Source organism: Pseudomonas sp. KBW05, from assembly GCF_003852405.1.
Lineage (GTDB): Bacteria > Pseudomonadota > Gammaproteobacteria > Pseudomonadales > Pseudomonadaceae > Aquipseudomonas.
In genome coordinates, this window is sequence record NZ_QAJM01000013.1 from 1 (window position 1) to 21,563 (window position 21,563).

The 21,563-nt window shown below is 63.2% G+C and carries 26 protein-coding genes; 11 read left to right on the plus strand and 15 right to left on the minus strand.

Annotated elements, in window-relative coordinates; translation table 11 throughout:
- Nucleotides 1–85: 85 nt before the first annotated feature.
- The 6 genes from DBR46_RS12005 to flgA all read right to left on the minus strand — a co-directional run bounded on the left by DBR46_RS12005 (nucleotide 86) and on the right by flgA (nucleotide 5,628).
- Entirely contained in the window at nucleotides 86–2,494 is a 2,409-nt protein-coding gene (locus DBR46_RS12005) for a TonB-dependent siderophore receptor (protein WP_124526370.1), read from the minus strand.
- Between the two features lie 87 nt (nucleotides 2,495–2,581).
- Nucleotides 2,582–3,538: a FecR domain-containing protein gene (locus DBR46_RS12010; RefSeq protein ID WP_124526371.1), complete on the minus strand. Its 957-nt coding sequence runs from the start codon at nucleotides 3,536–3,538 to the stop codon at nucleotides 2,582–2,584.
- On the minus strand, nucleotides 3,535–4,065 hold the full coding sequence (locus DBR46_RS12015; protein WP_124526372.1) for a sigma-70 family RNA polymerase sigma factor: 531 nt from the start codon (nucleotides 4,063–4,065) through the stop codon (nucleotides 3,535–3,537). Before DBR46_RS12015 ends, DBR46_RS12010 begins: the two co-directional genes overlap by 4 nt.
- A gap of 85 nt (nucleotides 4,066–4,150) precedes the next feature.
- A complete protein-coding gene (locus tag DBR46_RS12020; RefSeq protein ID WP_124526373.1) occupies nucleotides 4,151–4,582 on the minus strand; it encodes a flagella synthesis protein FlgN in 432 nt (143 codons plus the stop codon).
- 27 nt (nucleotides 4,583–4,609) lie between these two features.
- Nucleotides 4,610–4,888 (minus strand): flagellar biosynthesis anti-sigma factor FlgM, encoded by a 279-nt coding sequence (flgM, locus tag DBR46_RS12025; RefSeq protein WP_124526374.1) that lies wholly within the window; start codon nucleotides 4,886–4,888, stop codon nucleotides 4,610–4,612.
- A gap of 80 nt (nucleotides 4,889–4,968) precedes the next feature.
- Entirely contained in the window at nucleotides 4,969–5,628 is a 660-nt protein-coding gene (flgA, locus tag DBR46_RS12030; RefSeq protein WP_256659277.1) for a flagellar basal body P-ring formation chaperone FlgA, read from the minus strand.
- 162 nt (nucleotides 5,629–5,790) lie between these two features.
- On the opposite strand from flgA, the gene flgB reads away from it, so the two are divergent.
- The 11 genes from flgB (at nucleotide 5,791) to flgL (ending at nucleotide 15,600) form a co-directional block, all read left to right on the plus strand.
- Nucleotides 5,791–6,201, plus strand: a complete 411-nt coding sequence (flgB, locus tag DBR46_RS12035) for a flagellar basal body rod protein FlgB (protein ID WP_124526375.1) — start codon at nucleotides 5,791–5,793, stop codon at nucleotides 6,199–6,201.
- A gap of 15 nt (nucleotides 6,202–6,216) precedes the next feature.
- Nucleotides 6,217–6,624, plus strand: a complete 408-nt coding sequence (gene flgC / locus DBR46_RS12040; RefSeq protein ID WP_105697841.1) for a flagellar basal body rod protein FlgC — start codon at nucleotides 6,217–6,219, stop codon at nucleotides 6,622–6,624.
- Nucleotides 6,625–6,627: 3 nt separating this feature from the next.
- On the plus strand, nucleotides 6,628–7,305 hold the full coding sequence (locus tag DBR46_RS12045) for a flagellar hook assembly protein FlgD (RefSeq protein ID WP_124526376.1): 678 nt from the start codon (nucleotides 6,628–6,630) through the stop codon (nucleotides 7,303–7,305).
- Nucleotides 7,306–7,334: 29 nt separating this feature from the next.
- Complete coding sequence (flgE, locus tag DBR46_RS12050) at nucleotides 7,335–8,483, plus strand: flagellar hook protein FlgE (RefSeq protein ID WP_124526377.1); 1,149 nt, start codon at nucleotides 7,335–7,337, stop codon at nucleotides 8,481–8,483.
- A 4-nt stretch (nucleotides 8,484–8,487) separates the two neighbouring features.
- Entirely contained in the window at nucleotides 8,488–9,225 is a 738-nt protein-coding gene (locus DBR46_RS12055; RefSeq protein WP_124526378.1) for a flagellar basal body rod protein FlgF, read from the plus strand.
- A gap of 31 nt (nucleotides 9,226–9,256) precedes the next feature.
- Entirely contained in the window at nucleotides 9,257–10,039 is a 783-nt protein-coding gene (gene flgG / locus DBR46_RS12060; RefSeq protein WP_017735835.1) for a flagellar basal-body rod protein FlgG, read from the plus strand.
- A 14-nt stretch (nucleotides 10,040–10,053) separates the two neighbouring features.
- Nucleotides 10,054–10,710, plus strand: coding sequence for a flagellar basal body L-ring protein FlgH (locus DBR46_RS12065; protein WP_017735836.1), 657 nt, complete (start codon nucleotides 10,054–10,056; stop codon nucleotides 10,708–10,710).
- An 11-nt stretch (nucleotides 10,711–10,721) separates the two neighbouring features.
- The gene (locus tag DBR46_RS12070; RefSeq protein WP_124526379.1) at nucleotides 10,722–11,831 is read left to right on the plus strand and encodes a flagellar basal body P-ring protein FlgI; all 1,110 of its coding nucleotides are present in this window, start codon (nucleotides 10,722–10,724) and stop codon (nucleotides 11,829–11,831) included.
- Complete coding sequence (gene flgJ, locus DBR46_RS12075) at nucleotides 11,831–12,721, plus strand: flagellar assembly peptidoglycan hydrolase FlgJ (RefSeq protein WP_124526380.1); 891 nt, start codon at nucleotides 11,831–11,833, stop codon at nucleotides 12,719–12,721. Before DBR46_RS12070 ends, flgJ begins: the two co-directional genes overlap by 1 nt.
- Nucleotides 12,722–12,786: 65 nt before the next feature.
- On the plus strand, nucleotides 12,787–14,391 hold the full coding sequence (flgK, locus tag DBR46_RS12080) for a flagellar hook-associated protein FlgK (protein WP_124526381.1): 1,605 nt from the start codon (nucleotides 12,787–12,789) through the stop codon (nucleotides 14,389–14,391).
- Between the two features lie 12 nt (nucleotides 14,392–14,403).
- Nucleotides 14,404–15,600 (plus strand): flagellar hook-associated protein FlgL, encoded by a 1,197-nt coding sequence (gene flgL, locus DBR46_RS12085; RefSeq protein ID WP_124526382.1) that lies wholly within the window; start codon nucleotides 14,404–14,406, stop codon nucleotides 15,598–15,600.
- A gap of 111 nt (nucleotides 15,601–15,711) precedes the next feature.
- Here flgL and fliR read toward each other — a convergent pair whose 3' ends face one another.
- From fliR to fliJ, 9 genes are all read right to left on the minus strand, one after another.
- Nucleotides 15,712–16,500, minus strand: a complete 789-nt coding sequence (gene fliR / locus DBR46_RS12090; protein ID WP_124526383.1) for a flagellar biosynthetic protein FliR — start codon at nucleotides 16,498–16,500, stop codon at nucleotides 15,712–15,714.
- A gap of 6 nt (nucleotides 16,501–16,506) precedes the next feature.
- Nucleotides 16,507–16,776, minus strand: coding sequence for a flagellar biosynthesis protein FliQ (fliQ, locus tag DBR46_RS12095; protein ID WP_017735842.1), 270 nt, complete (start codon nucleotides 16,774–16,776; stop codon nucleotides 16,507–16,509).
- 13 nt (nucleotides 16,777–16,789) lie between these two features.
- Complete coding sequence (gene fliP / locus DBR46_RS12100; protein WP_017735843.1) at nucleotides 16,790–17,470, minus strand: flagellar type III secretion system pore protein FliP; 681 nt, start codon at nucleotides 17,468–17,470, stop codon at nucleotides 16,790–16,792.
- Nucleotides 17,467–17,847, minus strand: coding sequence for a flagellar biosynthetic protein FliO (gene fliO / locus DBR46_RS12105; protein ID WP_124526384.1), 381 nt, complete (start codon nucleotides 17,845–17,847; stop codon nucleotides 17,467–17,469). The genes fliP and fliO overlap by 4 nt, the downstream gene beginning before the upstream one ends.
- Nucleotides 17,844–18,314 (minus strand): flagellar motor switch protein FliN, encoded by a 471-nt coding sequence (gene fliN, locus DBR46_RS12110; RefSeq protein WP_124526385.1) that lies wholly within the window; start codon nucleotides 18,312–18,314, stop codon nucleotides 17,844–17,846. The genes fliO and fliN overlap by 4 nt, the downstream gene beginning before the upstream one ends.
- Nucleotides 18,307–19,362, minus strand: coding sequence for a flagellar motor switch protein FliM (gene fliM, locus DBR46_RS12115; RefSeq protein ID WP_124526386.1), 1,056 nt, complete (start codon nucleotides 19,360–19,362; stop codon nucleotides 18,307–18,309). Before fliM ends, fliN begins: the two co-directional genes overlap by 8 nt.
- 3 nt (nucleotides 19,363–19,365) lie before the next feature.
- Nucleotides 19,366–19,824 (minus strand): flagellar basal body-associated FliL family protein, encoded by a 459-nt coding sequence (locus tag DBR46_RS12120; protein ID WP_017735847.1) that lies wholly within the window; start codon nucleotides 19,822–19,824, stop codon nucleotides 19,366–19,368.
- Nucleotides 19,825–19,947: 123 nt separating this feature from the next.
- On the minus strand, nucleotides 19,948–21,075 hold the full coding sequence (locus DBR46_RS12125; protein WP_124526387.1) for a flagellar hook-length control protein FliK: 1,128 nt from the start codon (nucleotides 21,073–21,075) through the stop codon (nucleotides 19,948–19,950).
- An 8-nt stretch (nucleotides 21,076–21,083) separates the two neighbouring features.
- Nucleotides 21,084–21,554 carry a flagellar export protein FliJ gene (fliJ, locus tag DBR46_RS12130; protein ID WP_124526388.1) on the minus strand — a complete coding sequence of 157 codons (471 nt, stop codon included), beginning with the start codon at nucleotides 21,552–21,554 and terminating at the stop codon, nucleotides 21,084–21,086.
- Nucleotides 21,555–21,563: the final 9 nt, after the last annotated feature.

The following is a 21,563-nucleotide window of genomic DNA, read 5'->3' on the forward strand; positions in this document are numbered from 1 at the left end:
CGAATTATAGACAGTTACAATTCGCCGTCAACCTCTATTTTCACCTTTCTACTGGCCACATCCCTGTAGCCCCGCAATTGCTGGGTCAGAACGTATATTTGAAGCTGGTCATCACATTGCGCGGTGCACCGTAGACACTCCAACTGTCCGCATACGCGTAATAACTGCGATCAAACACGTTGTTCACGTTCAACGTCGCACTGAGATTACGGCTGATGTCATACCGCGCCATCAGGTTGGTCAACGCGTAGCTGCCCTGCTCGAACGTATGCAAGTCCATCCCGGTCTTGCTCTGCCAATTCACCCCACCGCCCACGGTCACCTTGTCGAACACGCCCGGCAGGCGATAGGTAGTGAAGGTCTTGAGGCTGTGACGCGGGCTGGTGGTGACGATGCGCTGATCATCGGCATTGGTGCTTACGCTATAGGCGTAACCGGCGGACGCTTGCCAGCCGTCGCTCAGCTCACCGTTGAACTCCAGCTCCACACCCTTGGTAGTAGTGCCCTGCTCCGCACGGTAGATATCCGGGTCACCCACAAACACCGGCAAGTTGTCCTGATCGATCTTGAACAGCGCCAGGCTCGCGTTGAGTCGGTCGTCGTTGAAGCTGCCCTTCACCCCAACTTCATACCCTGTGCCTTCCTGCGGGTCCAACGCCTTATAGCTCGCGTCATGAATGCCGTAGGCCTGGGGATTGAAGATCTTGGTATAGCTGGCATACAGCGACCAGGTGCTGCTCAAGTCATACACGATACCGGCATAAGGCAAGAACACGCCGTTGCGGGTTTCCTTGCTCTCCGTGTTCTGGCTCGGGTCGGCGTAGGTCACCACTTCATTACTGCGCTTCCAGTTGGTAACACGGCTGCCAAGGATCACCGCCGTATTGTCGGTCACATGCAAACGTGACGTCAGGTACGCCGCATACTGGTTCTCTTCTATATGCGTCTTGCCCACCGGCGTGGTATCCGGAACATTCGCGCCGCTACCGCTCCAATTGAAGATGTTCGGCACGGTGCCGTCGTAACCGGTCCAACTGCCAAACCAACCGCCATGGCTTGGGGTGTTTTCGTGGTAGCGCGACATCGTCACGCCGGCGATCAACTCATGCTCACGCCCAAACAGACTGAACGGCCCAGTCAGATACGCATCGAGGTTGTTCTGACGCGGCGTGCCCGACCAGCGATTGGGATAGAGGTAAGCACCCGCCCCCGTATCCTGGTCGATGCTGCCGTTCATATAGTTGATCAGCTCATCGAACTGGTTCTGGGTGTGGCTGACTTCAACCTTGCCGCTCCAACCGTTATCGAACTGGTGCTCGATGGAGCTGAACACATTGGTCTGCTTGCGATCGTTATAAGCCCAATCCGGCGCACTGTTGGCCGAGCGGCTGAAGGTGGTGCGGTTGCCGTTGCTGTAGAACATCGGGAAGCCGGTGCGCAACGGGTCATTCACCTGATTGTTGATATAGCTGAAGCCCACCGTCAGCATCGTCGCGTCGCTCAGGTCGAACTCGGATATCCCGTACACCATCTGCGAATCGGTGTTGACGCGATCCACCCAGGAGTTCTGCTTCTTATAGTCCACCACCAGGCGCCCACGGATATTGCCACTGTCGGTCAGCGGCCCGGACACATCGAACCCCGTGCCATAGCGATCCCAACTGCCCGCCTCCCCCGTGATACTGGCCTGCGCTTCGGCAGTCGGGCGCTTGCGGATCAGGTTGATGGTGGCCGACGGCGTGCCCGACCCACTGATCAACCCCGTCGCCCCACGCACCACTTCAACACGGTCGTACATCGCCGTGTTCTGTGTGGTGTTATCCAGACGCGCCGACGTCGGCACGCCGTCGATCTCGAAGTTGTTGATCTGGAAACCACGGGACCAGTAAGTATCGTTCTCCGCGCCAACGCCCACCCGCAGCACCGTAATGCCCGGCGTGGCCTCCAGCACTTCGGTGAGGTTGGTAAGCCGCTGGTCATCGAGACGCTGGCGGGTAATCACCGTGACCGATTGCGGAGTTTCTTTCTGGGTAAGGTTCAGCCGCGTCGAACTGCTCGACGAATAGGTGGTGTAAAGGCCGGTGCCTTCAGTAGTCGAACCCGGCGCCATGCCGGAAATCGAAATCGCGCCCAGCTGCACAGCACCGCCCGCCCCCGGCTGCAATTGATAACGTCCCTCGCCGGTCTGCACCACCGTCAACTCGCTGCCCGCCAGCAGCACCTGCAACGCCTGGTCCACCGAGTAGCTGCCATGCAGCGCCGGGCCGGTCTTGCCGGCGGTGAGCGCAGCATTGCCCGCCAGATACACACCGCTTTGGGCGGCGAGCTGATTGAGCTGATCGGCCAAGGCGCCGGCGGGCAGGTCGAAGCGCTGTACGCTGGCCTGTTCAGCGGCAGCCGCCAGCGGGGCAAAGCTCAAGCTGGCGGGCACGGCCAAGGCCAAAGCAATCGCCAGGACCAAAGGTTGGGGGGCGTTACGCAGGAATAAAGGCATAAAACAGTTCCGGTCGAAGGAGGCATCAAGCCGTTGTCCTTCTCTAATTCGAATGAGAACGCAAAACCGGAAGCACACATGAAAAAATCAGCGCGGCACCACGTTGACCCACCAGGCAAACGGCCGCTCGATGCGCACCGGCAATACCTGAGCAAGCATGGCCAGCGCCTGATCGGTGTCGTGCAACGGGTACGTGCCCATCACTCGAAGGTTGGCGACCTGCGGATCAATGCCCAGATGCCCATGGCGATAGCTGGCCAACTCACCGACAAAGTCCGCCAGGCGCATATCGTTCGCCATCAACACACCTTTCGCCCACGCCTCACGCCCAGGTTGCGCGGGGTGCAGCGCCGACAGGCTGTGGCGGTCAAAGCCCACACCCTGCCCCGCAGGCACGATGCGCGTCTGGCCGCTGTCACCACACGCCGCTTGCACACGCCCTTCATACACGTTGAGCTGCGTACGCCCATCTTGTTCACGTACGCTGAACCGCGTCCCCAACGGCCGCAGGCGACCTTGCGCGGTCTCCACCACAAACGGGCGACTGTCGTTGCCGGTGTTGATCAGAATCTCACCGCTGTAGAGCTTCAATTCCCGCTGCCCGGCACTGAAGTTGACGTCCAGCGCCGTGCCGCTGTTGAGCCAGATACGCGTACCGTCGGCCAACAACTGTTCGCCCATCGGCACAACACCGGTGTGGAAGTCGCGGGTCCAGGCGCCCCGTTGCTGCCAACTGCCCCAGCCCAGCAACGCGCTGCCCATGACAATCGACAACCCACGCAACACCTGCCGCCGCGAGCGCTGCGAACCGCGCAGGTGTGCCAACGTCTGGTTAGCCCCCGGCACATCCTCCTGCAACGGCGCAAACCGCTGGCTCACCCGCGCGACATAACTCCAGGCCAACGGGTTGACCTCATTGCGCCCATGCCACTGACGCCACGCGTCATGCAGATGCCGCGCATCCGGCTCGGCACTCAGGCGCGCAAACCAGTCAGCGGCTTGTTGCAACGCGGCATAGTCCAGGCCACCAGAACGAGTGCTCACGACAAGGCGCCATCCAGCTCGGCTTCCAGCACCATGCACTGGAACATGGCCTGCCCGATGTACTTGGTCACCGTGCGCTCACTCACGCCAATGCGCAGCGCGATCTCGCGGTAACTCAAGCCATCGATCTGCGCCAGGCAGAACGCCTCGGACACCTTCACCGGCAAGCGATCCAGCATCGCCTGCAAATGCACCAACGCTTCCAGCACCAGCGCCCGGTGTTCTTCCGATGGCGCACAGTTCTCCGGCCGGCTCGCCAACACCTCCAGCCACGCCTGCTCCACCTGCTTGCGGCGGAAAAAATCCACACAGACATTACGCGACAGCGTGCTCAGATACGCCCGCGCATGCCCGTCGCTACCGAACTCGCGCGGATGGGTCAGCAAGCGCACAAACACATCGTGGGCCAACTCGGCGGCGTCACTGACATTGCCGAGTTTTCGCGCCAGCCAGCGTTGAATCCAGCCGTGGTGGGCCGAATACAAGCTGCCAACGTTAAAGGGTGAGGGCTCGGGAAGCGGGGGCATGGGCAGCCCTACGAATAAGAATTGTTCCCAATGGTAATAAGAAAAGATAACCACCACAACGGGGAAAAGTTACCGACAGCCTGACTTAAGCGTTGTCCCGCTGCGTGCGCCCATCCGGCCCATACAACCGGTCCCCCCCCACGCTGTTCAAAAACCCGACAATCTTCTGATTACACGCCATGCGCTGGCGGATCGCCCCACCATTGGCCAGGTTGAGCTGCCGCGCCCGTTGCGCCAGCGCCTGCACCTGCCGCCACGCCGCCAGGCAATCGGCATCCTCGGCCGCCTTGAATGCACCTTGGCGGCCGCTGCCATAGCCAAGCTTCGATTGCGCGCCACTGCGGATCGCTTCCAGCTGCTCCAGCTTGAGCAACGCCGCCTGCTTGCTCGCCGTCAGTTCCTGCAAGCGTTCGCCCTCGACCTTGGCCTGGGCCAACGCCAAACGTTCCTGCTCCAGCAACTGCACCAACTGCTCGATCGCCTGCTGCTGCAATTGCAGATGTTTGCCCAGGCTCATAGGCACCTGCACCTCATCGGCCCGCGCTCATTCGACGGTTTCACGCACGCTGGCGGCGAGGCCGTCGAAGATCGAATCGGCGCTGACCTGATAAGTCCCACCGGCAATGGCCTGGCGCACCGCGGCGACTTTATCCATGTCCACATCCGCTGAGCTCTCAACGCGAGTCTCGGCACTGCTGCTGGAAACCTGCACACCGTCATCGACGGTGGCTTCCAGCGCCAGCAACTCGATGCGCTGGCTGCCGGGCGCTTGGCTGTCGACGGGCGCCGGGGTGTTGGTCAGGTTCGCACTTATGATTTTCACGTTAGAGGCTTCATCTGCTGTGGGGTTGGGTCAACTATCGGCAATCGCAAAGGCAAACTTTGACCGTTGATCGAAATAACTCAGTAGCGCAGCCGCAACGCGTTCTGGCCCACCACTTGGGCGCTGAGCATTTTGCCGTCGCTGCCCATCACCCGCACGGTGCTGCCCAGGCTGCCATTGTCCAGCGCCTTGCCCTCGCGGCTGATGGTGAAACCCACGCCTTCAGCCTGCAACGTCACCTGCTGGTTGCGCTCCACCAGCCAACGCTCGCGCACGCTGTTCTGGGTCAGCACCACATTGCGGCTAAGGTTGCGGCTGGCCTGACGCCCGATGATCTGCCCGGTGTCGAACAGCACGCCCTTGGGCAACCGCTCCAGCGGGCCGCGTTTGGTTTCCAGCATCGGCGCCTTGATCACCTCCCCCGCCGTGATGCGTTGGCGCGCAACTATATAGTCGCCCACCACCCGCACACTGACTTGCAGGTAACCCGCCACCTCACTGCCACAGCGCACGCCCATCGCCACCCGGCCGAATGCGTATGGCTCGGGATGGACCAGATACGGTCGCGGCTCTGCGCACTCCACGATGCGCGCCGCCGGCTGGCCGAGGTCCATCGCCACCAGTTGCGCATGCGCCGGCAAACGCGGGCTGATCACCGCGCGCACCTTGTCCTCCAGACCGTCCGCCTGGGCCAAGGCGCTGCACAGCAACCACACCCAACCGCCTGATCGCCACCTCATCCATCCCGCCCTCCGCGCTTCCAAGCGCCGAATTCTAGTCGCCCTGCCCCCAGGGCAAGGCCGGAATTAGTCGCCAAATAGCCGCCTGTTTCGGCCTTTGCCCGAGCAGCCTTGGGACTAACCTGCGAGCCGTTCATTTATTTGATGCACAGGTCCGCAACCATGATCGACAAGCTCGACAACGAGCTGCGCTTTCAGCAGGACGCAATGAGTTTGCGGGCTGAGCGCCAGCAGGTATTGGCCAACAACATCGCCAACGCCGATACACCGAACTTCCGCGCGCGGGACTTCGACTTCTCCAGCGAACTGGCCAGCTCCCTGCAAAAACAGCACATGGGCAGCGGCATGGCCCTGGCCACCACCTCGGATCGCCACCTGCAAGCCTCATCCACACGCCTGTCCAGCCGCGACTTGCTCTACCGCGTGCCCGACCAACCGAGCCTGGACGGCAACACCGTGGACATGGACCGCGAACGCGCGCAGTTCACCGACAACGCCGTGCGCTACCAGGCCAGCCTCACGTTCCTGACCAGCCGCTTGCAGTCGCTCAAGACCGCCATGCAGTCCGAATAACCCAGGAAAAGCACCATGTCGATGTTCAGCATTTTCGATATCGCCGGCTCCGCGCTCAGCGCCCAGTCCCAGCGCATGAACGTAACCGCCAGCAACCTGGCCAACGCCGACACCACCAGTGGCCCGGACAACGAAGCCTATCGCGCACGCCAAGTGGTCTTCGAATCCCAATACCAGGCCGGCAGCAACATCGGCGGCGTGCGCGTCAGCCAGGTGGTCGAGGACGGCTCGCCGATGCGCCAGGAATACCGTCCCGGCGACCCGCTGGCCGATGAATCCGGCTACGTGACCATGCCCAACGTCGAGCCGGTGGGCGAAATGGTCAACATGATTTCCGCCTCGCGCTCTTACCAGGCCAACGTCGAAGTCATGTCCACCAGCAAGGAAATGATGCTCAAAACTCTAACCCTGGGTGAGGCGTAAACCATGACCAGTACGATTGCCAGCTCGGTTCTGTCGAGCATGAACAGCACCAGCAGCACCGCCGACAGCACCACCTCGGCGGCGGATGATTTGCAGGACCAGTTCCTCACCCTGCTCACCACGCAGTTGCAAAACCAAGACCCCACCGACCCGATGGACAACAGCGAGATGGTCACCCAGCTCGCGCAGATCAGCACCATCAGCAGCATCGAGAACGTCACCTCGACGCTGGAAGGCATCTCCAGTCAGATCAGCGCCGCCGAAACCCTGCAAGCCTCGGCGCTGGTGGGCAACGGCGTGTTGATCGACGGCAACACCATCCAGGTCGGTGACGGCGTGGCCACCACCTTTGGCGTGACCCTCGACAGCGCCGCCGATGACGTCACCGTCACCATCAAGGACAGCACCGGCACGGTGGTGCGCACGATTGATGAAGGCAGCATGAGTTCCGGCACCCAAGCGCTGTCATGGGACGGCCTGAACGATGACGGCAGCACAGCCGCCGACGGCGCCTACACCTTCGCCATCAGCGCCACCGCCAGCGACGTCGCCGTGACCAGCACGGCGCTCAAGTACGCCCTGGTCACCGGCGTCACCACCGACAGCAGCAACCAGGTCGCCCTGGACCTAGGCGGCGTCAACGACAACGTCGCCCTCAGCGACATCAGCCTCGTCCTCTGACTCGCCTACTTATATAAAGGAGAAACACCATGGCTTTTTCCCAAGCGCTCAGTGGCCTGTCGGCGGCGTCTACCGACCTCAACGTGGTCAGCAACAACATTTCCAACTCCCAGACCGTGGGCTTCAAAAGCTCCACCACGCAATTCGCCGATGTGTATTCCGGCGCGGATGTGGGCCTGGGTACCCAGGTTTCCGGCGTGGTGCAGAACTTTGAATCCGGCAGCCTGACCACCACCGACAACTCCCTGGACCTGGCGATCAACGGCGACGGCTTCTTCACCTTCACCGACGGCACGCAAACCGTGTACTCGCGCAACGGCCAACTGACCCTGACGGCCGAGGGCTACCTGGAAAACGCCGCCGGCGACCAACTGCTCGGCGTCAACGGCGTGATCCAGATCCCCACCACCGGCCTGCAAGCCAGCGCCAGCACCGAGCTGGATGCCGAACTGAACCTGGACGCCAGCGAAGACACCATCACCGCTACCTTCGACCAGACCGACTCGTCCACCTACTCCTATTCCACCAGCGCCACGCTCTACGATTCCCTCGGCATCAGCCACACCAGCACCCTGTATTTCAGCAAGACCGCCGACAACACCTGGGAAGTGCACACCGCCGTCGACGGCAACCTGCTCACCGAGACCCAGACCGTCGGCTTCAGCGCCAGCGGCCTGATCACCAGCGGCGAAACCGGCACCTACACCTACGACCCGGCCAACGGCGCGGCTGAGCTGTCGATCACCCTCGACCTCACCGGCACCACCCAGTTCGGCAATGACTCGGCCGTGTCCGATATCTCGCAGAACGGCTACACCTCCGGCAGCCTGGTGAGTTTCAGCATCGACGAAACCGGCACCGTGGTCGCCACCTACTCCAACGACCAGACCAAGAACATCGATCAGATCCAGCTCGCCACCTTCAGCAACGAAAACGGCCTGAAGGCCAATGGCGACAACACTTGGCTGGCCACGTCCTCGTCCGGCCAGGCTTTGCTCGGCGTCGCCGGCAGCGGTTCGTTGGGCTCGATCCTCAGCGGCACCACCGAAGATTCCAACGTCGATCTGACCGCCGAGCTGGTGAACCTGATCATTGCCCAGCGCAACTTCCAGGCCAACGCCAAGTCGGTCACGGCGCAAAGCGAAGTCTTGCAGCAAGCCGTGAACATCGGTTCCTGACCCTATGGACCGCATGCTTTTCACCGCCATGAGCGGCGCCAACCAGGCCCTCGAACAACAAGCCGTGGTCGCCAACAACCTGGCCAACATCGTCACGCCGGGGTTTCGTGCGCAACTGGTGGAGATGCAGTCTTCACCCGTTGCCGGCGAAGGCCTGCCGACTCGCGTCTCGGTGGCGGCCAACGGCATCGGCGTCGATTGGAGCCAAGGCCCGGTGGTGCACACCGACCGCGCACTGGACGTGGCCCTGGGCGAAAACGTCATGCTCGCGGTGCAGGCCGGCGACGGCAGCGAGGCCTACACCCGGCGCGGCGATTTGCAGGTGGACGGCACCGGCGCCATGAGCGTGGGCGGCCGCCCGGTGATCGGCGACGGCGGCCCGGTCACCGTGCCGCTGGGCAGCGAAGTCACCCTCGGCAGCGACGGCACCATCAGCGTGCGTGAACTGGGCATGAGCCCGCGTGGCTTGAGCCCGGTGGGCAAGTTGAAGCTGGTCTCGGCATTGCCCGGCACCTTGCAACCCGGCACCGACGGACTGTTCCGCACGGCCAACAGCCAACCGCTGCCCGCCGACGACACCCTGCGCGTCGCCCCCGGCGCCCTGGAAGGCAGCAACGTCAGCCCCACCAGCGCCATGGTCGCGATGATCGACAACTCGCGCCGCTACGACATGCAGATGAAAGCCATCAGCACCGCCGACGAAAACGCCAAGAGCGCCAACAGCCTGCTGTCCCTGAGCTGAGCGCACCGTTGCACCGACAAGGAACCGAACGATGATCCGCTCACTGTGGACGGCCAAGACCGGCCTCGAAGCCCAACAAGGGCAAATGGACGTGATCGCCAACAACCTGGCGAACGTCAGCACCAACGGCTTCAAACGCTCGCGCGCGGTGTTCGAAGACCTGGTGTACCAGAACGTGCGCCAGCCCGGCGCGCAAAGCAGCACCGACACGCGCCTGCCATCCGGCTTGCAGGTCGGCACCGGCGTGCGCGAAGTCGCCACCGAACGTCTGCACACCCAAGGCAACCTGGAACAGACCAGCAGCTCCAAGGACCTGGCCATCAACGGCCTGGGCTTTTTCCAGGTGGACATGCCCGATGGCAGCACCGGCTACACCCGCGACGGCAGCTTCCAGCTCGACTCCAACGGCGAGATGGTCACCTCCAACGGCTACAAACTCTCGGCCGGCGTGACCATCCCGGCCAACGCCACCGCGATCACCATCAGCACCGACGGCATCGTCTCGGTGACCACGCCGAGTGCGTCCACCTCGACCCAGGTCGGCCAGCTCAACCTCGCGCTGTTCATCAACCCGGCCGGCCTGGAAAGCATCGGCCAGAACCTCTACCTGGAAACCGACGCCTCCGGCTCGCCCACCGAAACCACCCCGGGCCTGAACGGCGGCGGCACCTTGTCCCAGGGTTACGTGGAGACCTCCAACGTCAACGTGGTGGAAGAAATGGTCGGCATGATCCAGACCCAGCGCGCCTACGAAATCAACAGCAAGGCCGTCGAAAGCTCGGACGAGATGCTCCAGCGTCTGACCCAGCTCTGAGCGAGATCCCCACCATGGCTCACAAATATCTACTCGCCTGCGTGCTGGCCCTCGCCGGTTGCGATCAACTGCCGCACAAACCGGTGGTGCCCGAAGAAGACCTGCCGGCGCCGGTCTACCCGTTGCGCCAGGCTAACGGTTCGATCTACCAAGGCAGCCTCGGCTCCCAGCCGCTGTTCGAAGACCGACGCCCGCGCCGGGTCGGCGACACCCTGACCATCCAACTGGAAGAACAGGTCAGCGCCAGCAAGAACTCCTCGTCCAACGCCAGCCGCGCCGGCTCCATGGGGCTGAAGTTCGCCACCACCTCCGCCCGTGCATCCCAGGTCGGCTCGTTTGGCATGGATGCCTCCACCACCCACGACTTTATCGGCGCCGGCGGCTCCCAGGCGAACAACTCATTCACCGGGACCATCTCGGTGACGGTGATGCAAGTGATGCCCAACGGGCACCTGCGGGTGCGCGGCGACAAACAGATCGCGATCAACCAGGGCACCGAGTTCATCCGTTTCTCCGGGCTGGTCAACCCGCGCAGCATCACCGGCGAGAACACCGTGTCCTCGACCCAGGTGTCCCAGGCGCGCATCGAGTACGTGGGCGATGGCTATATCAACGAAGCGCAGCGCATGGGCTGGCTGCATCGCATCCTGCTGAACGTTTCACCTTTTTGAGTGACCCTGCCATGTTCCTAAGAGCCGTCAGAATCCTGCTGCTGAGCTGCCCGTTGTGGCTGTGCGCAACGGCACACGCCGAGCAGATCCGCGACATCGCCGACTTTGCCGGCATCCGCCCCAACAGTCTGGTGGGCTACGGCCTGGTGGTGGGCCTGGACGGCAGCGGCGACCAGACCACGCAAAGCCCGTTCACCGAACAAGGCCTGACCAACATGCTCTCGCAGTTGGGCGTAACCCTGCCCGCCGGCGCGAACATGCAAATGCGCAACATCGCCGCGGTGATCGTCACCGCCAACCTGCCCGCGCTGTCGCGCCCTGGCCAGCAGATCGACGTGGTGGTGTCGTCCATCGGCAACGCCAAGAGCCTGCGCGGCGGCACGTTATTAATGACGCCGATGAAAGGCGCCGACGGCGAAGTCTACGCCGTGGCCCAGGGCAGCCTGCTGGTGGGCGGCGCCGGCGCGTCGGCCAACGGCACCAGCGTAACGGTCAACCAACTGGCGGGTGGGCGCATCCCCCGCGGCGCGATCATCGAACGCGCGGTGGCGCTGAACCTGAACAACGAGCACGGCCTGCTCGGCCTGTCCCTGCACGAACCCGACTCCGCCACCGCACAACGCGTGGTCTATGCGATCAACCTGGACATGCGCCGCACCGTGGCCTCGGCCGTGGACGGCGGGCTGATCGAGATCCGGGGGCCGGTGTCGCCCAACGAACGCACCAACTTCATGGCCCGTATCGAAAGCATCGAAGTGCTGCCGATCCAGGCGCGACCGAAAGTCATCCTCGATTCGCGCACCGGCTCCATCGTGCTCAACAGCTCGGTGAAGCTGTACCGCGCGGCCGTGGCCCACGGCAATCTGTCGGTGATCATCGACACCACCAACACCGTCAGCCAGCCCGGCGCGTTCAGTGGCGGGCAGACCGCCGTCACGTCCCAGAGCAATATCTCCATCGAATCCCAAGGCGGTTCCCTGCACCTGCTCGAAGGCACGGCCAACTTGATGGACGTGATCAAGGGCCTCAACGCCCTCGGCGCCACGCCGCAAGACCTGATGGTGATCTTGCAGGCGCTCAAGGCCGCTGGATCGCTGCGCGCTGAACTGGAAATCATCTGATGAAGAGCGCCGATCATTTCGCCCTGGATGTGCAAGGCCTCGATCACCTGCGCAACCGCGCCCACCTCGACCCGCAGGCGGGACTCAAGGAGGCCAGCAAGCAATTCGAGGCGGTGTTTATCCAGATGATGCTCAAAAGCATGCGCGCGGCGGTGCCCAAGTCCGAGCTGTCGAGCAACTCACAAACCGAGATGTACACCGAAATGCTCGACCAGCAATGGGCGCAGAGCCTGTCGGGCAAGGGCATCGGCCTGGCTGAGCAGCTCACCCGGCAATTGAGTGGCTACACCAGCCAACAAAACCCCGAGCTGAGCGCCGCCACCACCGCATTCCTCGATCTGCCAACACGCTCGCCTTTCGAAGCCTGGAAACGCCGCGAAGTCAGCACCAGCAACAGCGACCAACCCGAGCACGTACAGGCCTTCATCACTCGCCTCAGCGGCCCGGCACAAACCGCCGCACGCAACAGTGGCGTGCCCGCCGAACTGATCCTGGCCCAGGCCGCACTGGAAACCGACTGGGGCCGACGCACCATCACCACCGCCCAGGGCGCCGACAGCCACAACCTCTTCGGCATCAAGGCCGGCAGCACCTGGCAAGGCGCGACCACCCAAGTGCTGACCACCGAATACAGCGACGCTGCAGCGCAAAAGCAGCTGGAAAGTTTCCGCGTGTACGCCAGCGACGAAGCCGCGTTCAGCGACTACGCCCGCCTGATGCGCAGCCGCCCCGGCTACGCCGCCGTGCGCACGGCCGGTGACGCACCGCAAGCCGCCGTCGCGCTGCAACAGGGCGGTTACGCCACCGACCCGCGTTATGCACAGAAGCTGATTTCCGTCATGGCCACCATCGGCCCCTTGCCCACCACACAAGCGCGCAACGATTTATAGGCCAGGGGTCAATTCACCCCTTCGCCGGGCCGATAGTGCCAAGCATGTAGCCCAGGAGCTTCTCGATGAGCATTATTTCCATTGGCGTCAGCGGCCTGACCGCCGCGCAGATCGCCCTCAGCACCAGCAGCAGCAACACCACCAACGCCTACACGGCGGGCTACACCTTGCAGGTGGCGAACTTCTCCGAGTCCACCTCGGGCAGCGGCGTGCAGATTTCCAGTGTGGATCGCCAATACAACCAGTTCGTCACCACCCAGCTCAACAGCTCCATCAGCGCCGAAAGCGCCCTGTCCACCTACCAGACTGAAGTCGATCAGATCGACAGCCTGCTCGCCGACGGCGACGCCAGCCTCGACACGCTGATGCAGAGTTTCTTCTCGGCCCTGCAAACCCTGACCTCCGACGCCAGCGACACCGCCGCCCGCGAAGAAGTGATCGGCGCCGCGCAAACCCTGACCTCGCAGTTCACCCAACTGGGCAGCTACCTCGACGACATGGCCAACGACGTCAACAGCCAGATCGACGACCAAGTCAGCCAGGTCAACGACCTCACCGAACAGATCGCCGGGCTCAACAAAAAGATCAGCCTCAGCGACGCCCTCGGTTCCACCTCCAACGCCCTGCTCGACCAGCGCGACTTGCTCGTCAGCCAACTCAGCGAACTGGTGGATGTCGACGTCACCACCCAGGACAACGGCAGCTACACCGTGTCCCTGAGCAACGGCCTGGCGTTGGTGTCGGGCAACAGCAGCTTCGACCTGCAAACCGCCGTCTCGGCCAGCGACCCGACACAAACCGTGGTCACCTACGTGGACGCCGCCGGCCACACCACCACACTCGACGACTCGGTGTTTGAAGGCGGCTCCCTCGGCGGCCTGATGGACTTTCGCGACGACAGCCTGAGCGATGCGCAAAACCAACTGGGCATCCTCGCCGTCAGCCTGACCCAAGCCTTCAACACCTTGCAGGCCTCCGGCATCGACCTCAATGGCGACAGCGGCACCGCACTGTTCTCGGTAGATGACCCAAGCGTCTACGGCAACACCAGCAACACCGGCGACGCGACCCTCAGCGCCACCTTCAGCGACGACGTCAGCGCCCTCGCCGCCACCGACTACACCGTCAGCTATTCCGACAGCGACGGCTACAGCGTGACCCGCAACGACACCGGCGCCAGCGTCACCTCGGCCTACGACAGCGGCACGCTGACCTTCGCCGGCATGAGCGTGGCCATCAGCGGCACCGCGGATGACGGCGACAGCTTCCTGGTCTTGCCCACGCGCAACGCCGCCAGCAGCTTCACCACCCTGACCAGCGACGGCAGCCTGATCGCGGCCGGCACGTCCACCGGCAGCAGCGACAACAGCAACGCCCTGGCCATGCTCAACCTGCAAACCGACAGCATCGTCGGCGGCAGCAAGACCCTCAGCCAAACCTATTCGGCGCTGGTCAGCGACGTGGGCAGCACCGCGAGCAAAGTCGCCGGGCAACTGGAAACCCAGACCAGCCTCACCGAGCAACTGACCACGCTGCAACAGTCCGAATCGGGGGTCAACCTGGATGAAGAGGCGGCCAACCTGATCGTCTACCAGCAGTACTACCAGGCCTGCGCGAAGGTGGTTGAAGTGGGCACCAGCCTGCTCGACACCATCCTCGACATCAACTAACGGAGCCACGCCATGCGCCTGAGCAGTGCGACGATTTACAACCAGAGCCTCAACTCCATGCTGGCCCAGGAAAGTGCCTACCAGACCGCCGCCCAGCAAGTGGCCAGCGGCACGCGGGTGGTTACGCCGTCCGACGACTCACTGGCTGCTGCGCAAGCCGTCAACGTGCGCCAGGCGATTGCCGCCAATGAGCAATACGCCGATGCGCGCAGCAGCATCAGCACGTCGTTGTCCCAGGAAGAAAGCACTCTGGACAGCATCAACGATGCAATCACCAGCGCGCGCTCGCTGATCGTGCAGGCCAACAACGGTACGTTGAGCGACGCCGATCGCGAGTCCATCGCCACGTCTTTGCAAGGCGTGTACGACACCCTTGTCACCCTGGCCAACGCCACCGACAGCAACGGCAACTACCTGTTTTCCGGCTACCAGAGCCAAAGCCCGGCGTTCGCGGCGGACGCCGACGGCAACATGGTTTACCAGGGTGACAGCAATGTGGTCACGCAATTGGTCAGTTCCACCCAAAGCATGGCCAGCGGCGACACCGGCGCGACGATTTTCCAATCGGTGAGCAGCTCGGCGGGTTTTATCGCCGAAGCCGGCGACAACAGCGGCAGCGTGACCTTCAACGGCCCGACCATCACCGACACCACAGCCGCCAACTACGGCACCGGCTTCAGTCTGACCTTCAGCACCGCCGCCGACGGCACCGCGCAATACAGCCTCGACGGCGCCACCCCGGTGGCCTACACCTCGGGCGACACCCTGCAAGTCAACGGCCTGTCCCTGACCCTCAGCGGCACCCCGGTGGACGGTGACAGCATCACCGTCAGCAAAGCCGCCGACGCCGACCCGGACCTGTTCGCCACCCTGAAAAACCTGATTTCCGTACTGCAAACCCCCGTGGAAACCGACGCCGACCGAGCCAACCTGAACAACACCCTCTCCACCGCCAGCCGCCAACTGAGCAATGCCCAGGACACGGTACTGACGGTGCAGACCTCGGTGGGTTCGCGGCTCAATCAACTGGACGTGCTCGACACCATCGGCGACGACCTGGCGCTGAGCTACACGGAGCGGTTGTCGGGGTTGGTGGATGCGGACTACACCGAGTCGGTGACGCAATACACCTCGCTGCAAGTGGCGTTGCAGGCGGCGCAGCAGACGTTTGTCAGCATTCAGAAGATGTCCCTGTTCGAATACATCTAACCGCCTGAACCGGATAAAAACTGTGGGAGCGGGCTTGCTCGCGAATGCGGTGGTTCAGGTAAAAATCCATTGACTGACACACCGCTTTCGCGAACAAGCCCGCTCCCACATTTAAGGAAGGGCCATGTTATCCACCAGGTACTGCATGAAATGCAGGGTATTGCTGAGCAACGTCGCCAGAAACGGCCCCAGGTCGCCCATCACCACCATCAGCAGAATCAGCCCCACCGATAACGTCAGCGGAAAGCCCACCGAAAATACCGTGAGCTGCGGCGACACGCGGTTGAGGATGCCCATGGCCAAGCTGATGATCAGCAACGTGCCCACCATCGGCAACGCCAGCAACAAGCCGGTCAAATAGATCGTGCTGCCGTACCGCGCAATCAGCTGCCAGGCGTTCGGGTCGAATCGCAGGTTGCCAATCGGCAAGGTCTTGAACGTGCCGGCCAGCAGTTCCAGCACCATCAAGTGCCCGTCGAGCGCGAGGAACATCAGCACGGTGATCATCCCCAGGTACCGTGACAGCACCAGGCTGTTGGTGCTGGTATCAGCCGAGAAGAACGTGGCAAACGCCAAGCCCATCTGCATGCCGCAGATGTCGCCGGTCATCTCCACCACCGCCAGGGTCACGCGCATGACCATGCCCAGCGCCATGCCGATCAGCACTTGTTCCACGATCACGCCGAGCCCCGGCCAGGAGAACAGCGCCACCTGGGGCAACGGCGGCAGGTTTGGCGCCAACAGGAACGCCAGCAACATCGCCAGCCCGACCTTGACCTGGTTCGACACGTTCTTGTGCCCCAGGATCGGGTCGCTCATCAGGTACGCCAGCACTCGGCAGAACGGCCAGAAAAAACTGGTCAGCCACAGTTGCAGTTGCGCCGAGCTGACTTCGATCACGGCGGGTCAGCCGATCAGCGTGGGCAGGCTGGTGAACAGGGCGCGGGTGTAGTCCACGAGCATTTCCATGATCAACGGCCCGGCGATCACCAGCACCACGCACACGCCGATGATCTTGGGGATAAACGACAGGGTGGATTCGTTGATCTGCGTGGCGGCCTGGAACAGGCTCACCAACAGGCCGATAAACAGGGTCACGAACAACACGGGCGCGGCCACGATCATGCTCATGCGCATGCCTTTGTAAGCCAGGTCCATCACCATTTCCGGGGTCATCGGCGGCGCCTCATCAGGTGTAAAAACTCTGCGCCAGCGAACCCAGCAGCAATTGCCAGCCGTCCACCAGCACAAACAGCATCAGCTTGAACGGCAGGGAAATCGTGGCCGGCGGCACCATCATCATGCCCAGCGCCATCAGCACGCTCGCCACCACCAGGTCGATGATCAGGAACGGGATAAAGATGGTGAAACCGGCCTGGAACGCGGTCTTCAGTTCGCTGGTGACAAACGACGGCAGCAGCACGCGCATGGGCACGTCGTCGGGGCCTTGCAGGTCGTCGATCTGCGCCAGCCGCGCGAACAGGGCAAGGTCGCCCTGGCGGGTCTGGGTCAGCATGAATTTGCGAAACGGCTGGCTGCCGTCCTTGAGGAATTGTTCCACCGAGATTTCATCGTGGGAGAACGGCAACCAGGCCTTTTCGTAAGCCTGATCCAGGGTCGGCGACATCACGAAAAACGTCAGGAACAACGCCAGCCCCAACAGCACCTGGTTCGGCGGCGCCGAGGTGGTGCCGATGGCCGTGCGCAGCAAGCCGAGCACAATGATGATGCGGGTGAAGCCGGTCATCATCAGCAATATCGCCGGCAGGAACGCCATGGCGCTGAGCAGCAACAGGGTTTGCAGGCTCAGCGACCATTGCTGGCCGCCGGCTTGCCCGGTGAAGGCGCTGAGGCCCTCCATGCCGGTCATGAAGCACGCCCTTTGCGGGTCAAGGCATTGGCCAGACGCTCGGCAAAACCGCCCGCGACCACCGCTTCGGGCTCCACTTGCGGCGCGTCCATCTGCGCCAGCGCCGTGACCTGCTGCGCCGTCACGCCCAGCACCAGCCATTGCCCACGCACTTCCACAATCACCACTTTCTCGCGCTGCCCCAGGCCCGTGCTGCTGACCACGCGCAGCTGCTTGCCCGGCACCAAAGCTCGCGTGCCCATGCGCCGGGCGAGCCAGCCAAACACCAGCACGCAGCCCAGCACCACGGCCAGGGCCAGGGCGGTTTTACCCAGCAGCGCCAGGTTCATCACGCTGTCGGTGGGCACGCCGAGCGGCGCCGGGCTCGGGCTGTTCATCGGTTGAGCTTTTGCACGCGCTCGGACGGCGTGATGATTTCGGTGATACGGATCCCGTACTTGTCATCCACCACCACCACTTCGCCCTGGGCGATCAGGTAGCTGTTGATCAGGATGTCCATCGGCTCGCCCGCCAGGCCATCCAGCGCCAGCACCGAGCCCTGGGCCAGCTCCAGCAACTGCTTGATGGTGATGCGCGTACGGCCCAGCTCCACGCTGAGCTTGACCGGAATATCCATGATCATTTCCAGCTCACGCGCAGCGGCAGTGGGCGGCGCCGGCGCCAGCGGCTTGAACACGCTGGAACCGACGCTCGGCGCCGGGCTTTCCAGCGCCGCATCGGCCGCCTCTTGTTCGGCCAGGGCAATCGCCCACGGGTCGTCTGCCCCTTCGGCGATGGTTTGTTCGGCCAGGGCGTCGGCCCATTCATCCGGCTCTTGGGGCTCGGTAACAGTTGGATCAGTCATGCTCGGAGTCCTTGGCTGTGGGGACGTGGCCCTTCACGAATCGGCTGGAGGAAGAGGAAGAAAGGCTCAGGGAATGATCGACCAGGTCCTTTACCAACAAGGCGCGCAGGCCGTTCTGGCTGCCGTATTCACAGGTCATGACCGGTACGCCATCGACCCGTGCGCTGATGATGTCGGGCAGTTCGATGGGCAGCACGTCGCCGACTTTCAACGCCATGACTTGGCCGACGCGCGCATCCATTTCGACAAAGTCGGCGATCAGTTCAATCTCCGACTGCGCGATTTCGCCCGCCATGCGTTTGTTCCAATGGCGCTCTTCCTCGGGATTGGTGTCCGTCAGCGGGCCGTTGAGCAACTGGCGCATCGGCTCGATCATCAGGTACGGAATCACGATATTGAAATCGCTGGAGAGGTTGCCGACCTCCAGGTGGAAGGTGGCATTCACCACGATTTCATTCGGCGAGCTGGTGATGTTGGCGAACTTGGCCTGCATCTCCGAACGCAGGTATTCGATTTCCAAGGGGTACACCGACTTCCACGCGCCCTTGTAGGCGTCCACCGACAGCCCCAGCAAACGCTGGATGATGCGCTGTTCGGTACGGGTGAATTCGCGGCCTTCGGACTTGGTCACAAAGCGCCCGTCGCCGCCGAACAGGTTGTCCACCACCATGAACACCACCGCCGGAGGGAACACCACCAACGCCGTGCCGCGCAGCGGTTTCATCGCCAGCAGGTTGATGTTGGTGGGCATCGGCATGTGCATCGAGAATTCGCTGTAACTCTGGTAGCGCACGCTTTTGACGGTGATGTCGATGCTGCGCCGGATCAGGTTGAACAGGCTCATGCGGAAATAACGGGCGAAGCGCTCGTTGATGATGTCCAGCGCATGCAAGCGCTCGTGGATCACCCGGTGCTGGGTCGCCGGGTCATACGGGCGTACGCGGGCGGCGTCGAGGGTGCCGGCTTCTTCATGGGCGGCGTCGGTTTCGTCGCTGCCGCGCAGCAGCATGTCGATCTCGTCCTGGGAGAGCAAATCGTCGATGGCCATGGGTTACTGCACGATAAAGTCGGTGTACAGCACGCGCAGCAACGCGGGGGCGGGTTGCTGCGGCGCCAGCGGTTGCTTGAGGGCGTCGAGGATGCGCGCGGCCAAGGCGGCCTTGCCTTGGGGGGTGATCAATTGCGTGCTGTTCTGGCCGCTGACCAGGGTCAGCAACTGGCTGCGCAATTGCGGCATGTAGTCGGTCAGTTGAGCTTGGGTTGCGTCGTCGGCGACTTCCAGGGCGAACCCCACATACAACAGGCTCGGTTCATCGCGCTCGTTGGACAGGTTCACCGTCATCGGGGCCACCGTGACCAACCGTGGCGCCTGGGGCTTGTTCGCCACCGGCGCGGCCTTGGCGACGTCCACCTGGCTCAGGTAGAGGTAAGTACCACCGGCACTTGCGGCGACGACGGCCAGCGCCAGCAACACAATCAAGAGCCAGGGGGTTTTGCGGGTGGCGGTCATTGGCGGGAACCATGCAATGAAGGGAAACGATCAGGCAGGGCGCCAGTATGACCAGCGCCCCGCCCCGCCCATGGCGCGATAAGACACGGGTAACGGCGGTATCTCGCTGTTTTGATTTGGGATTCACACGTACAGGTCAATTGCCGAGCGGGCCAGCTGCACCTGTTGCACCACCACCGGTTCGGCCACTGGCGAGGTGTCGCTGCGGCTGAACGCCGACGGCTGCGGATCACGCTGCGCACTGCCGCGCGAGGGCTGATCGCTGACCGACGCCTGCCCCAGCGCAATGCCCTGGCTCGCCAGCGCCTCGCGCAATTGCGGCAACGCCTGCTCCACCGCCGCGCGCACCGAGGCATGGGCGACCTGGAACTGCGCCTGGGTGGTGCCGTCGTTCAGTTCGAGGCTGATGGACAATGGGCCAAGGTCGGCGGGGTGCAAATGCAGGTCGACTTGCCTGTCGCCACGGCTGACCATATCGACCATCTGCTGGCCCAGATCGGCGGCCCAGTCGGTGCTGCCGACGGCGGCGGCGACAACCAGATCGTTGTCGGCGACGGGTGCGGCGACCGGGCTGGCCGGTGCCGGTGCGAGGCTGAACACGCCAGGCGAATCAGGGTTGTCGGGTTGGCTGTCATCAGCTTGCGGGCGCACCTGCGGGAGCGCCTGCGCCACGGTAGCGACCAGCGCGGGCATGGCGTCCGGCAGATCCACCGGTTCTGGCGTGTCGGGCTCATCATCCACCGCGACCGGCAGGCTCGGGGCCTGGGTTGTCGCGCTGCTGATCGCGGGCTCGGGCGCGGTCGGTGTGACGTTGAGCGGTAACGGCAAGCTGAGCGGAATCGGCGGCGCGACGATCACCGCCGACGTGTCCAGTTGCCCGGCACTTTCGATCAGGGCCATGCGCTGGCGGATATCATCGAGGGTGCTGTCAGCCGCGGTCGTTGGCTTTGTCACTTCGACCTCAGCCACCACTTCATCCGGCAACACCGGCGGCAGCTCAACCTCCGGCTCTTCCACGGGCAGCGCTTGCACGACGACCGGTGCAACGGTGGCAGGGGCGACTGCCACAGGCGGCTGAACTGCAACCGGAACGGGCGTCTGCACCACCGGCAACACTTGCGGCACCGGCGCAACCACCTGGCTCAACACCGCCGAAAACGACTCCGCCAGCGCCACCGGCGCCTCCACGGCAACACTGTCCACCACCGGCGCGGGCGCAGCAGTCGGCACTAACGTCGCGAGAATATCCATGCTGTTCCTTAAAGGCCGCTATCGATGGAAGAAGGAAACGCCGCCGCTCGACGGCGCAACTGGCTAGCCATTTCATCGGTGTGACGCTGCTCCACCCGCCCCGCAAGCACCTGTTCCTGCTGGGCCCGCCGCGCCAGCAGCGCTTCAATCGAGCTGACCTTGCGCCACTGCGCCATCCACGTCAGCTGGTGATGGGCGACCTGCTTGCGATGCCGCTCCAGGCTCTTTTGCGCGCGCTCCACCGCCTCTTCCAGCGACTGCAAAAAGCCCCGGTAATTGGTCAACGCCGACGGGCTCATGCCATCGCTGGCCAATTCCACTTGCAGGTTCTGGCGGTATTCCTGCTGGTACTGGTCAAGGGTGAGCAACTGATTGATCACCTGCTGCTCGGCGTTGCGGCTCTGGGCCAGGGCGCGGGCCGCGACGTCGCGGGCCTTGGCGGCCATTTCGATCAGCAGGTGCAGCGATTGGTTAGCCATCGATGATTA

What these genes read in the sequence shown, in the direction of transcription:
- DBR46_RS12065 (WP_017735836.1), top strand. Translation starts at nt 10,054, where the DNA reads ATGGCTCACAAATATCTACTCGCCTGCGTGCTGGCCCTCGCCGGTTGC.
- fliP (WP_017735843.1), bottom strand. Translation starts at nt 17,470, where the DNA reads ATGACCGGCATGGAGGGCCTCAGCGCCTTCACCGGGCAAGCCGGCGGC.
- flgA (WP_256659277.1), bottom strand. Translation starts at nt 5,628, where the DNA reads ATGAGGTGGCGATCAGGCGGTTGGGTGTGGTTGCTGTGCAGCGCCTTG.
- flgK (WP_124526381.1), top strand. Translation starts at nt 12,787, where the DNA reads ATGAGCATTATTTCCATTGGCGTCAGCGGCCTGACCGCCGCGCAGATC.
- fliJ (WP_124526388.1), bottom strand. Translation starts at nt 21,554, where the DNA reads ATGGCTAACCAATCGCTGCACCTGCTGATCGAAATGGCCGCCAAGGCC.
- DBR46_RS12020 (WP_124526373.1), bottom strand. Translation starts at nt 4,582, where the DNA reads ATGAGCCTGGGCAAACATCTGCAATTGCAGCAGCAGGCGATCGAGCAG.
- flgG (WP_017735835.1), top strand. Translation starts at nt 9,257, where the DNA reads ATGATCCGCTCACTGTGGACGGCCAAGACCGGCCTCGAAGCCCAACAA.
- flgL (WP_124526382.1), top strand. Translation starts at nt 14,404, where the DNA reads ATGCGCCTGAGCAGTGCGACGATTTACAACCAGAGCCTCAACTCCATG.
- flgE (WP_124526377.1), top strand. Translation starts at nt 7,335, where the DNA reads ATGGCTTTTTCCCAAGCGCTCAGTGGCCTGTCGGCGGCGTCTACCGAC.
- DBR46_RS12005 (WP_124526370.1), bottom strand. Translation starts at nt 2,494, where the DNA reads ATGCCTTTATTCCTGCGTAACGCCCCCCAACCTTTGGTCCTGGCGATT.
- fliN (WP_124526385.1), bottom strand. Translation starts at nt 18,314, where the DNA reads ATGACTGATCCAACTGTTACCGAGCCCCAAGAGCCGGATGAATGGGCC.
- DBR46_RS12055 (WP_124526378.1), top strand. Translation starts at nt 8,488, where the DNA reads ATGGACCGCATGCTTTTCACCGCCATGAGCGGCGCCAACCAGGCCCTC.
- DBR46_RS12070 (WP_124526379.1), top strand. Translation starts at nt 10,722, where the DNA reads ATGTTCCTAAGAGCCGTCAGAATCCTGCTGCTGAGCTGCCCGTTGTGG.
- flgC (WP_105697841.1), top strand. Translation starts at nt 6,217, where the DNA reads ATGTCGATGTTCAGCATTTTCGATATCGCCGGCTCCGCGCTCAGCGCC.
- flgJ (WP_124526380.1), top strand. Translation starts at nt 11,831, where the DNA reads ATGAAGAGCGCCGATCATTTCGCCCTGGATGTGCAAGGCCTCGATCAC.
- DBR46_RS12125 (WP_124526387.1), bottom strand. Translation starts at nt 21,075, where the DNA reads ATGGATATTCTCGCGACGTTAGTGCCGACTGCTGCGCCCGCGCCGGTG.
- DBR46_RS12045 (WP_124526376.1), top strand. Translation starts at nt 6,628, where the DNA reads ATGACCAGTACGATTGCCAGCTCGGTTCTGTCGAGCATGAACAGCACC.
- fliO (WP_124526384.1), bottom strand. Translation starts at nt 17,847, where the DNA reads ATGAACAGCCCGAGCCCGGCGCCGCTCGGCGTGCCCACCGACAGCGTG.
- flgB (WP_124526375.1), top strand. Translation starts at nt 5,791, where the DNA reads ATGATCGACAAGCTCGACAACGAGCTGCGCTTTCAGCAGGACGCAATG.
- DBR46_RS12015 (WP_124526372.1), bottom strand. Translation starts at nt 4,065, where the DNA reads ATGCCCCCGCTTCCCGAGCCCTCACCCTTTAACGTTGGCAGCTTGTAT.
- fliQ (WP_017735842.1), bottom strand. Translation starts at nt 16,776, where the DNA reads ATGACCCCGGAAATGGTGATGGACCTGGCTTACAAAGGCATGCGCATG.
- fliM (WP_124526386.1), bottom strand. Translation starts at nt 19,362, where the DNA reads ATGGCCATCGACGATTTGCTCTCCCAGGACGAGATCGACATGCTGCTG.
- DBR46_RS12120 (WP_017735847.1), bottom strand. Translation starts at nt 19,824, where the DNA reads ATGACCGCCACCCGCAAAACCCCCTGGCTCTTGATTGTGTTGCTGGCG.